The following is a 16,530-nucleotide window of genomic DNA, read 5'->3' as shown; positions in this document are numbered from 1 at the left end:
GGGTTAGAAATGGCTAAGGAAAAGAAGTCTTTTCTGCTCAGACTCGATTCCGAGCTGCACCGGGCAATTGAGCAATGGGCAGCAGATGAGTTTCGTAGCGTAAATGGTCAAATTGAATTTATATTACGTGATGCACTGCGCAGAGCCGGCAGAATTAAATCCCCGCCAAACGGTTCCTAAGCACAACTTCATAACAAAGAAGGGGCTGTAAATAAACAGCCCCTTTTACATCCCCTCGAACAAAATATTTTTTAACCAATCATACGCTTTTCTTCCGTACACTTCATGCTTACCTGAAAATAGATCGACTTGGAGCTTATCCTCCGCTTCTCTTTCACTATAAATATATGCTAAGCGTTCGATTGCCTCCCTCACTCCGCCAATCGGGAATACAGTATCCTCTAATCCAGATTCGATAAATAGATGACGAGGGGCAATTAGTCCAATAATCTCTGGTAGCTCCGCAATCTGCAAAATTCCAGGAATATAATTATCAATGCAATGTTCATCATGTAGAATGCTAGCTTTGAATGTATTCGTAAAACCGCTAAGAACAACCGCTCTAAAACGTTGATCTAAAGCAGATGAATAAGCCGCTAGTAAACCGCCTCCCGAAAAGCCCATAATGCCAAGTCGCTTTTGATCCACATCTTCTAACGTTTCCATATAATCAACAATGCGCAAAGCCTCGGCGATTCGTAAACCAGCTAACGTTTTACCATTAAGAAGTAAATGAGTAGCAAGTCGATAACAAGAATTGCGTTTGCCTGCTTTCTGATCAATGTCTAGCATCCGTTCACCAAAGCCTATCATTTCAGGAGCAAATACTTTTAATCCCCTATTAACTAGCTTTAAGGCGAAATGCTTATGTATGCTTTCTCCTGAATCTTCCTCTCCGCTTGCCGTAAGCCCAACAATTTCTTTACTGCCATAGCCATGACCATGCAAGGCTAGTACGGTTGGCAGCTTTCCGTTGTTCCCCCGTGGAGTCAACACATACATAGGCAAGGCTAAATACCCCTCAATCGACAATCTTATCTTTTCGCGAGTATATGCAGGGAATTGCTTATGCTCGATAATTTCAACTTTGAACTCTCCCTTTAGCTCTGGAAATTGCCCAAGACATTGCTGCAAAGCTTGTCTCATCGCTTTTGCCTTATCTTTATCCAACTTATCAGCTAATTGCAAATAACTTTGTTCCCGTAAAGCGTTGCTATACGTTTTTGCTAAATAATGCTCCAGTCCAAACATATCGTTCCCCCATTCTTTAGAGTTAAAAAAGGAAATGATATTGCTTTTGACATTATCTTAAACGAGTGCAAAGCAAAAGTTAACACATTTACTTCAATCTTCAAACAAAAATTAAAAACGCTTACATTTTTTATTGCCATTTTCTAGTGGGTAATATATAATTTTGCTGTACGTCTCCTGCCATCATTTTCCATTCTACACTACTCTTTGCTTTTTGTGCAAACGTTTGCTTTTGTTGATTTTATTCCTCTATTAATAATTATTAACGTTTTCCACTACTACTTATATTGACCTCTTTTTCCTATTAGCATATGGCAGGGGCACGTACAAATTTAATACGTAGGAGGAAAAATTGAATGAAGAAGAGAAGGTTTGTTCCTCTCTTGCTCAGCTTAGTGTTGACATTTTCACTAATCATCAATGTCGGTTCTACTCCTTTGAATTCTCCCTCAACTGTTTCTGCCTCAGGAAATGATGAAGCTACTGTGTACTACTATACTCCGTACAAAAACTGGTCAACTGTATTTATGCATCATAACGCTAACGGTTCTTGGACTACAGCTCCCGGTGTAACGATGACCGCTGCTTGTGAGGGCTGGACTGCCTATACGGTAAGCTTAAGTTCCAACAGCTTTCAAGCAGTATTTACAAATGGTTCAGGCGCTTGGGATAACAACAATGGCCTAAATTACACGATAACGAGCGGTGTTCATCAAGTAATGAATGGGCAGCTTATCGCAAATACCTTTGATCCATGCTCCAATTCTGGACAAAATCAAGTTACTGTCTACTATAAACCAACAAGCAACTGGTCAACCGTTAACATTCATTATAGTCCGCTTGGCGGCAGTTGGACTGCTGCACCAGGGGTTGCAATGACAAATGCTTGTGATGGCTGGTATATGAAGGAATTATCAATTGGCTCAGCAAGTGGTATTGCTGCAGCATTTAATAATGCCTCTGGCTCATGGGACAACAATAATGGGCATAACTACATTATTGGTACTGGTAACGTTCAAGTTTTTAATGGTTCAGTTACTACTGGCAGTCCTTGTTCACCGCCAATCAATGATTCAACTCCGCCCTCAGTTCCTAGCAATTTAACTTCATTATCAGTAACGAGTTCAACGGTCACTTTATCATGGACTGCATCAATTGATGAAGCTGGCGGCAGTGGGCTTGCAGGCTACGAAGTATATCGCAACGATGTATTAGTAAGCAGCTTATTAACCACGAATAGCTTTGAAGATAGTGGGCTGTCGCCTTCAACAACTTATCAGTATAAGGTGCGTGCAAAAGATAATGCGGGTAATTATTCAGCTTTTTCCACGGAAATATCCGTGACTACTGCTCAAGCTAATATTGCAGTAGTATATTACAATCTTGGAGCTCGTAACTGGAGTAACGCCTATATTCATTATGCTCCGACCGGTTCGACGTGGACGACAGCTCCAGGCGTTGCAATGGACGAAAACGCTTGTGCAACTTGGGCAAAAAAGACAATTTCTTTAGGAAACGCAACAAGCATGAAAGCAGCATTTAACAATGGTTTAGGACAATGGGACAATAACAACGCACAGGATTATACGATAGGTACAGGAATCACGGCCATTAACAATGGTGTTGTTACTACTAATGCTGCTGATCCATGTACTCCACAGCCGCCAGATGTAATCGCTCCTTCTGTTCCTACAGGTGTTACTGCGACAGCAAACGGCTTGAAAGTAACCCTTACTTGGCAAGCCTCCTATGATGATCCAGGCGGCAGTGGACTCGGCGGTTATGAAATTACCCGAACAGGCGGCAGCTATGGGATAAAAACCTATATAACAACTGCAACTAGCTTTATAGATTCAGCAACTGAAGCTCAAACATCCTATTCCTATACGATTAAAGCGTTTGACAAAGCCACTCCAGCAAACTATTCTGCTGCAAGTGTAGCAGTAACTGTTACAACAGGCGATGCTCCTTTACCACCAATTGGCGGTGAACCGCTTGGTCGTGATATGCGAGAGGATACGATCTACTTTGTAATGACCGCAAGATTTTATGATGGAGACAGCTCTAACAATATGGGCGGTCAATTTCATGAATCGAGCGGCAATGCAGCTTATAACGACCCGATGTTCCGAGGTGATTTTAAGGGCTTGATAGAAAAGCTTGACTATATTAAAGCATTAGGTTTTTCTGCAATTTGGATTACCCCTGTTGTGCTTAACCGTTCAGATTATGATTTTCACGGTTATCATGGCTGGGACTTCTATACTGTTGATCCACGACTGGAATCACCTGATGCAACCTATCAGGATTTAATTAATGCAGCGCATAATAAAGACATTAAAATTATTCAAGACGTCGTTTACAACCATTCAAGCCGTTGGGGCGCAAAAAACTTATTTGTACCAACTGTTTTTGGCATCCGTGATAGTCAATGGAGCTGGTATTACGACGAACCGATTCCAGGTCTAGAATACAATGGTCTTACAGTAAATGCTGCTGGAAAAGCATATAATGGCGACCTTTGGTCAACTGCAGAGCCAGCAAATAATACATGTGCTAATTGGGGAATGCCAATGGGCAACGGCAACTATCATTGCCAATGGCCTAGCCCAACCTCAGGTATGTTCCCGGCTGAATATTATCATCAGTGCTGGATTGGCAACTGGGAAGGCGAGGATTCACGCAGTTGTTGGATTCACGAGGATTTAGCAGATTTCAACACGGAAAGTGCAGTCGTACAGGACTTTCTTAAAGATGTTTATCGGAAATACATTGAAATGGGAGTAGATGGATTCCGCATTGATACTGCAGTCCACATTCCTCGTGTTATTTGGAATCGTCATTTCTTGCCTGATGCGATCAATCATTCCATTGCCACCTTTGGCGAGAAAGGCGAGCATTTCTTTATGTTTGGTGAAGTAGGGGCATTTGTTAACGATAAATGGAATCGCGGCTCAGTTAACCATTCTGCCCAATTTTTCACATGGAAAGAGCGGCAACAATACAGCGCTAACGATGCAATTGCCGTAATTGAGCAATACAATTATGAAAATAGCATGGGGACGAATAATCAGCCTACATCAGATAATGCATTTTTGTATGGAAACAGCTATCATATCCCTGATCATAGTCAATTTTCTGGAATGAGCGTTATTGATATGAGAATGCATATGAATTTCACAAGTGCGCAAAATGCATTTTGGAATGGTAAAGATTCAGACGATAGTTACAATGATGCCACCTACAATGTCGTTTATGTAGATAGTCATGATTATGGTCCGAACAAATCTAATACTCGCTACGACGGCGGCACTGCTGCATGGGCTGAAAATATGAGTTTAATGTGGACGTTCCGCGGGATACCAACGCTTTATTATGGCTCTGAAATTGAGTTTCAAGCAGGCAAAACTGCAGACTGTGGACCTACCTGCCCGCTAGCGACAACAGGCCGTGCATATTTCGGCGATCATTTGGAAGGTACAGTCGTAGCCAGTGATTTCAGCGTTGTGGAGTCAGCAACGGGGCAAGTTGCCCAAACGTTAGAACATCCGCTTGTTAAACATGTTCAACGTTTAAATATGATTCGTCGCGCTATTCCAGCATTACAGAAAGGGCAATATTCAACACAAGACATTCAAGGCTCTATGGCTTATAAGCGACGCTATACCGATAGTGAAACTGGAGTAGACAGCTTTGCATTAATTACAGTTAGTGAATCCGCAACATTTAGCAATATTCCAAACGGCACTTATAAGGATGCGATTACAGGTGATGTGAGGGTTGTCACCAACGGTACGTTAACAGCGAATGTCTCTGGTCAAGGTAATTTACGTGTATATGTGCTTGACTTGCCAGGCAATCCTGCACCAGGGAAAATCGGTGAAGATGGTCCTTTCCTTAAGCCGTAAATAAATGAGGAGCTGTTACCTTGCTTGACAAAGCATCAGTAACAGCTCCTTTGTTTATTAGTATTTTCTGTTTTTCAGCTCAACTGCCGCATATTCTGGAGTAAAAATATCCTCAGCAGGAATAATTCGCTTTGGCAATGTACGTCCTGCCATAATTTCTTTTACCGCCTGCATCAGCAACGCTCCCTGCAATGGGTTACATTCTACGACGGCATTAATTTTCCCCTCAATCATCATTTCAAACGCTTGTCTTGTTCCATCTACAGAAACAATAATTATATCCTCTCCAGGAACTAAACCAAATTCCTCAATAGCTTGAATTGCTCCTAATGCCATATCATCATTATGGGAAAATAATAGATGCGGATATTCTCCATTGGACTCCTGTAAAAATTGACGCATTACTCGATTACCACCTTCAATCGTAAAATCAGCTGGCATGCTCATCACGATTTCCATATCTTCTCGACTCGAAATTACGTCGCGAAAGCCTCTGCCGCGATCGATTGATGGTGTTGAGCCTACTGTCCCTTCCAGCTCAGCAATGCGGATTTTTCCAGGTTTATTTCTCATCTTATCCAGCGCATATTTTCCTGCTTTAATCCCTTCCTCATAAAAATCTGAGCCGATAAACGTAACATAAAGCGATGTATCTTCAACATTTACAGAACGATCAATAATAATTACCGGTATCCCCGCTTCCTTTACTTCCTGCAATATCCCCTCCCAACCTGTTTGAATAACGGGAGCGATTGCGATAACATCGACCTGTTTCTCAATAAAGGAACGAATCGCAGCAAATTGTGCTTGCTGTGATTGCTCGGCATTTTCCATCATTATTGTAATTCCAGCCTCCTTTGCTGCTTCCACTATAGAGGTTGTATTGGCAAGACGCCAATCACTCTCGCTGCCTAATTGGGAAAAGCCGATGACAATATCATCCTCAATTGAGCTGGAGTACAAGGAGCTAAGATTTATCTTCTCGGTCAACGAATTTTCTGTTAGAAGTGTGGTTGAAAATACCGCTTCTTGGCTGTTACTGTCTTTTTGTTTTATCGCAAAAATGCCCACTAAAATCAAACAGCAAAGCAAGCCTACTACGAAGTAAGTCATCTTTTTCATAGTATGTCCCCCCACTTCTCAATAACCTGCTTAATTACTCACGTTAGCGAACAGATAAGATTTATACAATAGAATTTCTTTTGCAAATTGTGTAATTTTTTATCTGCTATAAGAGATCTTAGGCTTAAGGATGGCTGCAAAAAATTATATTACAATTATTTTAGTAAATGGTATAAGATTAAATTTCTGTATGTAATCGTTAACAAAATCTTAACCATTTGTTATATGATAGGTAATAGGTGAATGCCAATCATTATAGAAAGGATTAGAGATATGAAGCAGATCTTTACTAGTCTTCGTGCTAAGCTGCTGGCGATGTTTATTATTTTAGCTTCTGTGCCATTGCTCATAGTAGGTATCGTTTCGTATCAAAAATCCTATCATACATTATCCGAGCATAGTAAAGCTTCAACACTGCTCATAGCTGATCAACTTGTCAGAGATATTGATACATTGTTTCTTGATACGCAGAAGCTTTTGGAGCTTGGCAGCAATCCCTCGGTGCTCTATTTTTTAAGCTCGCAAACGGAAACCTATGCTGAAGCAAAGGAAATTGTCCAAACGCTCGACACGTACCGAAGTACGTATCAATATGAAAGCGTACTCAATATTCAAATGGTAAATCTTTATGGTAAAGGAATTAGTGAGCGCAGAGGAGTTTTTCAATTAGGACATAATCCGTTACGCAATCCACATTTTACATATCTATCGCAGCATCCAGACGAAATATTGATCATTCCGCCAGATGAAGCATCCAGCTTCGATCGTCTTGATCGCTTTACCTATTCTAACAACAATGTCATTTCACTTATTTCACCAATTAAGCAACGAGTTACGCATGAAATTATCGGCTTTATCGTTATTGATTTAGACGACTCAATAATCGAGCAATATTACAATCATTTAACGATCGGCAATACTGGTTTTTTCTACGTCGCAGATAGTAACGGGAAGCCGATTTTTTGGCCAAAAGCGCGAGAGAAAGATATTCCAGCAAGCCATCAGCTGTTACAGCATATCGCAGCAGCAAGTGGCAGCTTTACGTTAAAAAATAATAAGCAAACGCAGTTTCTTGTCTATGCTACTTCAGAAATGACTGGCTGGACAATCGTAGGAATCGCCCCGCTCAAGGAGGTTATTGCTGATGCGATGGAAATTCGCTTATTAATTTTCGCCAGTGTAGCCCTGAGTGCGCTGTTTGCGATTACTCTATACCTTTCGTTAACACAGCGTATTATTCGCCCGTTGCAGGTGCTTAAAAACAAAATGCGAAAAGCAGCCGACGGTTATCTTGAAGCTAAAATTAAAACGAGCGGCAAGGATGAAATTGCTGATTTAAGCAACAGCTTTAATATCATGCTTGAAAACATTAAAATGCTGATGAAAAAAAGCAAACTGGAGCAGGAGCAAGTGAAAAAGGCCGAGCTTCGCACATTACAATCTCAAATAAATCCGCATTTTTTATACAACACCTTAGATTCAATTATTTGGATGGCGGAAGCAGGAAAAAATGAAAATGTCATTAAACTCGTAACTGCCATGTCGCGGTTCTTTAGAATTTCCTTAAATAAAGGAAAGGATTGGGTCTTGATAAAAACCGAGCTTGAGCATGCGAAAAGTTACTTAACGATTCAACAATTGCGCTATTACGATATCTTATCGTTTGATATAGACGTCACTGAAGAGTTGTATCCTTATCCAATCTTGGCAATGACACTGCAGCCGCTCATTGAAAATGCACTTTATCACGGTATTAAAAACAAACGAGGTATGGGGAAGATTACGATAACGGGTTATTTAGAAAACGATCAGTACATTATGCTGCAGGTAAAAGACAACGGAATTGGGATAAAACCAGAACGACTGCAAGAGCTAAAAGCTTATTTACAGGCTAATCCGCATGACAGTGCGTCCAGCCAAAATGAGCTTGAGCAACAGGTACAGGAGCATAATGGCGGCTTCGGCTTATTTAACGTTCATCAACGGCTAAGACTCTATTTTGGCGAGCCATGTGGTCTATTACTTGAAAGTGTTTATGGAGAAGGTACTACTATTTCTGTTCGTATTCCGCGGAAATAAAAAGTTAAAGTTCATGCTTACGAAGTACCTTTTCGTGTACATGGGAGCGTTCTAGTAAGCTCACGAAAAGTAAGCCTATGCTTCCGAGGTACTTTTTGTGTACAAGGAAGTATTCATGAAAGTTACACAAAAAGTGGTAGTGTCAAAAGTTCTATGAAAACTCAATAGGTGTTCGGGTCGTCTCCCATTTGCTGGGTGGAAAGGCCACGCAATCGCTCTTGACAAACACGCCAATGGTTTGACTCTACTTTAACAAGGGCGACGGGGACAAAAAGAAGGCATGCTAAATAGCCCTTGGTTTTTCCATTTTAAACCATTGGCTAGTTCGGTTTGTCAAGAGTTCGCTCCGCCGATTGCTCGTTTTTACTTCGGGCTCTGCTAAACCAAAAAGTTAGGCTGGTTGTTGTTCGTTAATCCATTGTTGTGCTAAAGCGATCAGTTTAGTCCATCTCGCAGGCATATTCGGGAGCTGCAGTAACTCTGGATTAAGCACTGGCACCTTACCTTCTAATGCAGAATGAGGCCTTAAAAAGTTAAAGTAAGCTACAAACAGGGTCACAAAAGAAACAGATCCTTGTTCGGATCCAAACCCGTGTGTTGAACGATAATTGCCTTTAAATGTGCGATTTAGTCTTTCGATAACTTGTTTGAGATGCCTATACTCCGTTGACACAGGATCTTCATTGGTAAGTCCAATAACCTGCTTGATGTCGAACTGAATATCGTGTTGAGCGAAAAAGTGCTGAGCTAAGAGATAAATCGGATTGCCATCCACCACAAATGTAAGATCTTTAGGAATCTCTTTCAGTTTCATTAAGACATCATCAATGGCACGGATTGCTGACACTGTATCCCGATTTGGCGATACTGGGTAAGACAAAATAATCTTTTTTACCGCATCAAAGAAGAAAAACAAGTAATGCCAACGCCCATTCACCTTGATGTAGGTTTCGTCTCCACAGAACTGGTCAGAAAGTTCGTAGGGATAATAATCTACGTAAGGCTTAAGTATTAGGGCAACTGCATTCTCATAATTTAAAATACTTTGATGCGATATGCTTACCCCATGTACATCTTTCATGAGTGCAGCTGTTTTACGGGCCGAAAGTCCATAGTTGACATGATAGGTTAAAATGAGCCCCAAAGTATGTGGCGACGCATACAGCCTGGATAAATCAACCTTGGGCTTTTTGGGGGAAGACTTAGACAATGGCTGAAAATCGATGTGAAACTGCCGGAAAATGTATCTTAACTTAAAGGATTGAGGATCTTTTTTAAACTGTCTCTTCTCTTTCGAAGACATACCATTTAGTTTCTTTTGGTAATAGGGACAATCATTATTTTTACACTTGAACACGTTAAAGTCTTTTCGCTCTTTGATTTTTTCAAGAGTCTTAGAACAATGAGGACACTTTAAAATGGCCTCTTTCAAATAGCGGCTCTTATCATTAAACAGACAGGAACATACCTTACATTGATACTGTCCTTTGCCCCCATTATTGGCATAAAGATAATCCGATGGAGCACCACACTTCGGACAGTTCATAGATTTAGGTACAGTCGTCTTTGCATTCAAACGCCTTTGAACAGGCTTTAGATGTTTACCGTTTTTCTCTAGGTATTCTGTTAGAAGGATTCGATAATCAAGCTTCTGAAGAGTTTCGTTGATCGGAAGATCATCCACCTGAAGCTTACGATATGGTTTATTGATTGGCTCTTCTTTAGGTTTATCAAACATGTTTTTACCGATAAGAAGAGTAAGTAAAGTTTTAATAATTTGATCTTGGTACTTGATAAATTCAAGTAAATAGGTTAATAATTGAGGATACAAACTTGTCACTTCCTAGTTGTTTGGGATTAAGTGTTCGGTGTGGTAACCTTACTTTTAACCTAAAACTATGGGGGTGGCAAGTTTTTTGCTTTCCGAGACTTATATATCAAGGAAAACCCTCAATTATATATATAAAGTTTTTACAATACGCAAAAAGTTGTAGGAGGAATCATATGAAAAGGATTATGCTGGTGGATGATGAGATTCTTACGCGAGAAAGCATACGCAACTGTGTGGATTGGATTTCTGAAGGCTTCATCTATTGCGGCGATGCATCAGACGGTGAAATGGCTTTACCGCTAATTGCAGAATGGGAGCCGCAAATTTTAATTACAGATATAAAAATGCCATTCATGGACGGCTTAGAGCTGGCATCCATTGTCCGTAAAACGTATCCGCATATAAAGATTATTATTTTAAGCGGACATGACGAATTTCAATATGCCCAACAGGCTATCCGTATCGGTGTGGAGGACTACTGCCTAAAGCCAGTCGGCTCAAAAGAACTAATTAAGTTATTGCAAAAAGTAAGCAAGCAAATTGATGCTGAGCAGCAAAAAAACGAGGCAGCCGCTTATAGCAAGGATAAGCTATTAGCTGACTTATGTGGCGGACTCATTAGTACAGCTAAAGCCTTAGAGATTGCATCTGATTACAATATCTCTTTAATCGCACGTTTTTACGCTGTAATTGCACTTGAGATAAACGTTGCAGGGAAAGAAGCTTTTGAAAGCGAGCAAGACTTTAGACGAGCGGAGCAAGCATTACACACTTGCTTTGCTGGAGGAGTTGAAGTATTAAGCTATAGACCAAGTCGCAACGAGCTACTTTATATTGTGAAAGCTAATGATTATGAGGAGCTGCAAAATTGCCTAAGTCATTTTCCGCAGCAAGCTAGTCGCTCCCTAGCCCCTCTTTCTTGTTTAACTGTGCATGGTATTGGCAGTATTCAGCAAAGGCTGCAATCGTTGCATTCCTCCTATCTTGAAGCTATCGACGAAAAAAATAAGCAGCGACTGTCTCAACAAACACAGTTAGAGGCAAGCAGCTTTTTATCTGAAGCAACAATCCAGCAGCCCATTGTAAATCGTGAAAAATTTATTGAATTTATTAAAATTGGAACACGCGAACAGTTGGATGATTTTCTGCAAAGCTTCTGCAAAGATATGGAGCAGCTTGCTTGGCAAAAGTCGATGTATGGCATTTACTTGCTCAATGACTTAACATTAGAGGCAATTCATACAGCTAAGCTTATCTTTCCGCTTGCTAAAGGCAATACAGAACAGCTTGCTGAATTGCAACAACGGGTCCAGACTATATCAAACATTGAACAGTGCAAATCGTATTTAAGGAGCTTAATTAGCTTGCTATGGCAATGGAGAGCTGTCAGCTCCAATCAGTATAGCGAGTTAATTTTTAAAGTAAAGCAATATGTCAGTCAGCATTATCATAACAACCAATTATCGTTGCAAGATATTTCACGTCATGTTGGGGTTAGCCCTAGTCATTTAAGTAAGGTGTTTAGTCAGGAAACGCGGCAAACACTGACCGAATTTATTACACAAACTAGAATTAATAAAGCGATGGAGCTGCTTAAAACTACTCATTTAAAAACATTCGAAATCGCTTTTGAAGTTGGTTATCAGGATCAGCATTATTTCTCGAATATTTTTAAGAAAATTACAGGAATGACACCGATTGAATTTCGCAAGCAAGGAAGCTTAGCCCATGATACTTCCCTTTATCATACAGGAGGAGCGAGTTAACGATGTCTTCACCAACCTTAAATAAGAGCTTGCTAATTAGCTTGCTTGCTGCATTAATCTTAACAGGTTGCACTAAAGGACCGCCGAATGAACGCCCTTATATTACCGCTGAGGTTGACCATGATACAGGTAACGGTTTAACCTTCGGCATTATTTTCCCTATGGCTGATCCTGCATATGAGCAAATTACTGAGCATGCAGAAAACACTGCACAAAAGCAAAATATTCGCTTAATCGTTGCTGCTCCTGATGAAGCCAATCTCGAGCAGCAAATTCGAATTATGGAATCGATGATTCGGCAAAATGTCGATGGCATTGCAATTTCGCCTGTAGATGCGGATGCCCTAAAACCAGTTATTAATCAGGCGATAGCAAAGGAAATTCCTGTCATTTGCTTTGAATCGGATTCGCCTGAAAGCAATCGTTTAAGCTTTATCGGAGCTAATAACTATGAAACCGGAAAAAAACTTGGGGAAGCAGTAAGTAAGCTATTAAATAATAAAGGCATGATTATCGTAGGAACTGGAATGTCCGCTATGCTTAGTCTAAAGCAGCGATTAGAAGGCTTGCTCGATTACGTACATGAGCAAACTGAAATTGAAGTGCTTGATGTTCAATATAATGAAGGAAAAAAAGATACTGCAATTGAAAAATTAGAAATAATGATCGATGAGCATCCACATTTTAGTGCATTTTTAAGTCTTGATTCCGTTTCAAGCTCAGCTTCTGTGCATATTTGGAAAGCAACAGGCAGCACGCGCTACGTGCTAAGCATCGGCAGAACGGAGGAATCGGAGACTGCCATCGTCAACGGACAGATCCACTCTATCATTTCACAAAATGAACAGCTATGGGGCGCAACCATTGTAGAAACGTTAATCAATGCAAGTAATAAGCAACCGATTCCTCCATTTATCGATATGGGAATTCAAGTTATAAGCCAACCAGCGGTATATTAGGTTGCTTAAGGATAAGGCGTTCAGATTTCAGCAAGCTCTGACAATTTGAACGCCTTTCTTGCTGTACTAGGCTTTAAAGACCGCTTTTTTCGCACTAAGCAGCTTTTGCAGAAGTATAAACAGGCAAAGTAATAGACCAATAACGATTTTTGTCCACCATGAGCTTAATGTTCCTTCAAAGCTAATGATCGTTTGAATAATTCCTTGAATTAGTACGCCAAAAAATGTTCCTGCAATATAGCCTACACCGCCAGTAAGCAGCGTGCCGCCAATAACAACAGCGGCGATCGTATCTAGCTCCATACCTACCGCATGCAAGCCGTAACCAGATAACATATAAAAGGTAAATACGACACCGGCCAGCGCAGAGCAAAAACCGCTAAATGTATAGACTAACACTTTCGTTCGTGCAACTGGCAATCCCATCAATAGTGCTGACTGCTCGCTTCCGCCAATCGCATAAACATTGCGTCCAAAAGAGGTATAATGTGCAATATATATTGCAGCCCCAACAACGACTAAGGCGATAACAACACTAATGGATATAAAGCTTGTGCCAAACAGTCTGATTTTCGTCTGCGCCATTGCTGTATAAAACGGATCATTAATTGTAATAGTTTGCAAACTAATGACATAGCAAAGCCCGCGTGCTAGAAACATCCCTGCTAAAGTAACAATAAACGGCTGAATCTTAAAGTAATGGATAAGCGCACCCATCCCAGCACCTAGCAGTGAACCTAAAACAAGGACAAGCGGAATAACGATAAATGGCGGCCATCCTTGCTCTTGTACGAGACTTGCAGAAATCATAGTTGTTAAGGCAATAACAGCCCCAACCGACAAATCAATCCCACCTGAAATAATAACAAAAGACATCCCTACAGCGACAATTAATAGAAAAGCATTATCAATGAGCAGATTGAATATCACTTGCCATGAAAAGAAACCAGTATAACGAATTGAACCCGCAATAAACATTAGCAAAAATAAGGAGATAGTAACGATGATAGGGATATATTTTCTATTGATTAACATGCGTAGATACCTCCCTTTCTGCAGGGTAGTTTCTTGTTTTCCAGCGTTGAACCAACGCTTTGCGGAATGTTTCTGATTGAATTAAACATACGATTAAAACAACGCATGCTTTAACGACGAGCGTAACTTCTGGAGGAACGCCAATCATATAAATCGTTGTTGTTAATGTTTGAATCATCAATGCGCCAATAACAGTACCAATTAAGAAAAATCTGCCGCCATTTAGAGATGTACCGCCGATTACGACAGCCAAAATTGCATCAAGCTCGTACCATAAACCAGCGTTATTTCCATCTGCACTTGATACATTAGAGCTTACTAGCAAGCCAGCGATTCCTGCACATAAGCCGCAAAATATATAAACGATTAGTATGACCATTTTGGAACGAATTCCTGCTAAGCGGCTTGCCTCTGGATTGCAGCCGACGGATTCGATAAATAGTCCCATCGCACTTTTTCTTGTAAATAATAACGCGATCGCCAGTACCAGCAATACAACGAAAATGGACACTGGTAATGAAGCTAATGCACCAGTTCCAATAAACGCATATTTTTCACTGTTCACTGTAATAATTTGTCCGCTTGTAATAAGCTGGGCAATTCCTCTGCCAGCAACCATTAATATTAATGTTGCAATAATCGGCTGAATCCCCCCTTGCGCAACTAATATCCCGTTCCATAAACCTAAAAATAAGGAAAGAAGCAACGCTAAACCCATCGCAGATAATACTAATGATAACGAATTTTGATCTGCACCTTTGCTGACGATTAAACAGCTTAACGCCCCTGCGATTGCGATAACTGAACCAACAGACAAATCGATGCCTCTCGTTGCTATAACAAGCGTCATTCCTATTGAAACGAGCATAAGTGGTGCACCAAAATTTAATATATCAATTAAACTGCCATAGAGCTTGCCTTCTCGAACGACAATTTTCAAAAAATCAGGCGAATAGATAAAATTGAATAGCAATAAAGCGAACAAGATTGCAGTTGGCCAAAATAAATGGTGTTTTACGATTCCTTTCATAGCGCTTCTCCTCCTGCAATAGTCTGCATAATGACTTGCTCTGTCATTTCTTCATCCCTTACTTCTTTAATTTTGCGTCGATCCCTTAGTACAGCTACGCGATGACTGACACGCAGCACCTCTTCAAGCTCTGCAGAAATAAATAAGACGGACATGCCATCCTGTGATAAATCAAGCACAAGACGCTGGATTTCTGCCTTAGCCCCAACATCAATTCCCCGTGTAGGTTCATCCAAAATAAGCAGCTTTGGCTTCGTTAGCAGCCAGCGTGCCAGCAATACTTTCTGCTGATTGCCTCCACTTAAATTTTTAATCAAATGATCCGCACTAGGTGGATTAATATTTAGCAATTTTATATAGTGCTCAGCAATTTCATTCTGCTTCTTTCTTGATAACGGTTTTAACCAGCCGCGTGTTGATTGTAATGCAACAATAATATTTTCTCTAACAGTTAAATCATCGAGAATTCCCTCCGCCTTACGATTTTCAGAGCAAAAGGCGACACCGCGATTAATCGCTTTTCGTGGTGAATCAATGCTATCTTTTGCATCGCCAATATAGATTGCACCTTTATCTAGGCTATCTGCTCCAAAAAATAATCTAGCTGTTTCCGTTCTTCCCGACCCAAGTAAGCCTGCTAAGCCAACAACCTCGCCTTTACGAATTTGCAGATCAAATGGTTCAATTGCTCCCCTTCGACCTGCTCCCTTCGCTTCAGCAACGATCTCATGGCTATCCATTTGTAAGCTTGTTGATTTTGCAGGAAGCTTTTCAAGCTGGTTGAGATCTTTACCTATCATTAAGGAAACTAGCTCTAGCTTAGGTAAATCGTTAGCCATATACTCCCCGATTAAATTGCCATTTCGTAAAATCGTAATTCGATCCGAAATTTCATATACTTGATCCAAAAAATGAGTAACGAACAAAATGGCAAGACCATCTTGCTTTAATTTTCGAATAATCGAAAACAGTTGCTTTACTTCGTTAGCATCTAAGCTTGAGGTTGGCTCATCTAAAATCAATACTTTGGCGGAGATGCTTAATGCACGTGCAATCGCAATTAATTGCTGAATCGCTACAGAATAGGCAGACAGAGGTAATGTCACATCAATATCCAGCTGCATTCTCTCTTTCAACAGCTTTGCTGCGCTGCGATTCATTTCTTTCCAATGAATTCGTCCAAAACGTCTAGGCTCTCTGCCGATAAAAATGTTCTCTGCCACTGTTAAATTGGTACAGAGATTTACCTCCTGATAAACCGTACTTATTCCAGCTTCCTGTGCTTCCAATGGACTTTTTAATTGTACTGACCGATTTGCAAGCAATACGTTTCCTTGATCAATGGAATAAACCCCTGTTAAAACTTTAATTAGCGTAGATTTGCCAGCTCCGTTTTCGCCCATTAATGCATGCACTTCCCCTGGAAACAAGCGAAAATCTACATTATTTAGCGCCTTAACACCTGGAAATTGCTTATGAATCCCGCGCATTTGTAAAACAGGTTGTTGTTTCATTTGCCTTCACTCCCAACATTTTCATCTCGCAGCCA

General features: G+C 40.5%; 11 protein-coding genes. 5 read left to right on the top strand and 6 right to left on the bottom strand.

Going from position 1 to position 16,530, the window contains the following annotated elements:
- Positions 1 to 9 precede the first annotated feature (9 nt).
- The gene (locus AC2TDL_RS14945) at positions 10 to 180 is read left to right on the top strand and encodes a type II toxin-antitoxin system antitoxin (RefSeq protein ID WP_484696869.1); all 171 of its coding nucleotides are present in this window, start codon (positions 10 to 12) and stop codon (positions 178 to 180) included.
- Between the two features lie 45 nt (positions 181 to 225).
- Here the strand turns inward: AC2TDL_RS14945 and AC2TDL_RS14940 are convergent, their stop codons facing one another.
- Positions 226 to 1,251, bottom strand: coding sequence for a dienelactone hydrolase family protein (locus AC2TDL_RS14940; RefSeq protein WP_484696868.1), 1,026 nt, complete (start codon positions 1,249 to 1,251; stop codon positions 226 to 228).
- A gap of 356 nt (positions 1,252 to 1,607) precedes the next feature.
- Here AC2TDL_RS14940 and AC2TDL_RS14935 point away from each other — a divergent pair, with 356 nt between their 5' ends.
- Positions 1,608 to 5,159, top strand: coding sequence for a carbohydrate binding domain-containing protein (locus AC2TDL_RS14935; protein WP_484696867.1), 3,552 nt, complete (start codon positions 1,608 to 1,610; stop codon positions 5,157 to 5,159).
- 57 nt (positions 5,160 to 5,216) lie between these two features.
- Here the strand turns inward: AC2TDL_RS14935 and AC2TDL_RS14930 are convergent, their stop codons facing one another.
- Complete coding sequence (locus tag AC2TDL_RS14930) at positions 5,217 to 6,281, bottom strand: ABC transporter substrate-binding protein (RefSeq protein WP_484696866.1); 1,065 nt, start codon at positions 6,279 to 6,281, stop codon at positions 5,217 to 5,219.
- Between the two features lie 273 nt (positions 6,282 to 6,554).
- Here AC2TDL_RS14930 and AC2TDL_RS14925 point away from each other — a divergent pair, with 273 nt between their 5' ends.
- The gene (locus AC2TDL_RS14925) at positions 6,555 to 8,360 is read left to right on the top strand and encodes a sensor histidine kinase (protein WP_484696865.1); all 1,806 of its coding nucleotides are present in this window, start codon (positions 6,555 to 6,557) and stop codon (positions 8,358 to 8,360) included.
- A 391-nt stretch (positions 8,361 to 8,751) separates the two neighbouring features.
- On the opposite strand, the gene AC2TDL_RS14920 is transcribed toward AC2TDL_RS14925, so the two are convergent.
- Positions 8,752 to 10,191, bottom strand: a complete 1,440-nt coding sequence (locus tag AC2TDL_RS14920) for an IS6 family transposase (RefSeq protein ID WP_484696056.1) — start codon at positions 10,189 to 10,191, stop codon at positions 8,752 to 8,754.
- Between the two features lie 173 nt (positions 10,192 to 10,364).
- On the opposite strand from AC2TDL_RS14920, the gene AC2TDL_RS14915 reads away from it, so the two are divergent.
- Both AC2TDL_RS14915 and AC2TDL_RS14910 read left to right on the top strand, forming a co-directional pair.
- A complete protein-coding gene (locus tag AC2TDL_RS14915) occupies positions 10,365 to 11,957 on the top strand; it encodes a response regulator transcription factor (protein ID WP_484696864.1) in 1,593 nt (530 codons plus the stop codon).
- A gap of 2 nt (positions 11,958 to 11,959) precedes the next feature.
- Complete coding sequence (locus AC2TDL_RS14910; RefSeq protein ID WP_484696863.1) at positions 11,960 to 12,916, top strand: substrate-binding domain-containing protein; 957 nt, start codon at positions 11,960 to 11,962, stop codon at positions 12,914 to 12,916.
- A gap of 66 nt (positions 12,917 to 12,982) precedes the next feature.
- Here the strand turns inward: AC2TDL_RS14910 and yjfF are convergent, their stop codons facing one another.
- The 3 genes from yjfF to AC2TDL_RS14895 are packed head-to-tail and all read right to left on the bottom strand — an operon-like array spanning position 12,983 to position 16,495.
- Complete coding sequence (yjfF, locus tag AC2TDL_RS14905; RefSeq protein ID WP_484696862.1) at positions 12,983 to 13,951, bottom strand: galactofuranose ABC transporter, permease protein YjfF; 969 nt, start codon at positions 13,949 to 13,951, stop codon at positions 12,983 to 12,985.
- A complete protein-coding gene (locus tag AC2TDL_RS14900; RefSeq protein WP_484696861.1) occupies positions 13,938 to 14,981 on the bottom strand; it encodes an ABC transporter permease in 1,044 nt (347 codons plus the stop codon). Before AC2TDL_RS14900 ends, yjfF begins: the two co-directional genes overlap by 14 nt.
- Positions 14,978 to 16,495, bottom strand: coding sequence for a sugar ABC transporter ATP-binding protein (locus AC2TDL_RS14895; protein WP_484696860.1), 1,518 nt, complete (start codon positions 16,493 to 16,495; stop codon positions 14,978 to 14,980). Before AC2TDL_RS14895 ends, AC2TDL_RS14900 begins: the two co-directional genes overlap by 4 nt.
- Positions 16,496 to 16,530 lie beyond the last annotated feature (35 nt).

The organism is Paenibacillus sp. plas6 (genome assembly GCF_057221655.1).
This window is presented reverse-complemented; position numbering and strand designations above follow the sequence as displayed.

Coding starts and splice junctions, on each gene's coding strand:
- AC2TDL_RS14925 (WP_484696865.1), top strand. CDS start 6,555: ATGAAGCAGATCTTTACTAGTCTTCGTGCTAAGCTGCTGGCGATGTTT.
- yjfF (WP_484696862.1), bottom strand. CDS start 13,951: ATGTTAATCAATAGAAAATATATCCCTATCATCGTTACTATCTCCTTA.
- AC2TDL_RS14900 (WP_484696861.1), bottom strand. CDS start 14,981: ATGAAAGGAATCGTAAAACACCATTTATTTTGGCCAACTGCAATCTTG.
- AC2TDL_RS14940 (WP_484696868.1), bottom strand. CDS start 1,251: ATGTTTGGACTGGAGCATTATTTAGCAAAAACGTATAGCAACGCTTTA.
- AC2TDL_RS14945 (WP_484696869.1), top strand. CDS start 10: ATGGCTAAGGAAAAGAAGTCTTTTCTGCTCAGACTCGATTCCGAGCTG.
- AC2TDL_RS14935 (WP_484696867.1), top strand. CDS start 1,608: ATGAAGAAGAGAAGGTTTGTTCCTCTCTTGCTCAGCTTAGTGTTGACA.
- AC2TDL_RS14910 (WP_484696863.1), top strand. CDS start 11,960: ATGTCTTCACCAACCTTAAATAAGAGCTTGCTAATTAGCTTGCTTGCT.
- AC2TDL_RS14895 (WP_484696860.1), bottom strand. CDS start 16,495: ATGAAACAACAACCTGTTTTACAAATGCGCGGGATTCATAAGCAATTT.
- AC2TDL_RS14915 (WP_484696864.1), top strand. CDS start 10,365: ATGAAAAGGATTATGCTGGTGGATGATGAGATTCTTACGCGAGAAAGC.
- AC2TDL_RS14930 (WP_484696866.1), bottom strand. CDS start 6,281: ATGAAAAAGATGACTTACTTCGTAGTAGGCTTGCTTTGCTGTTTGATT.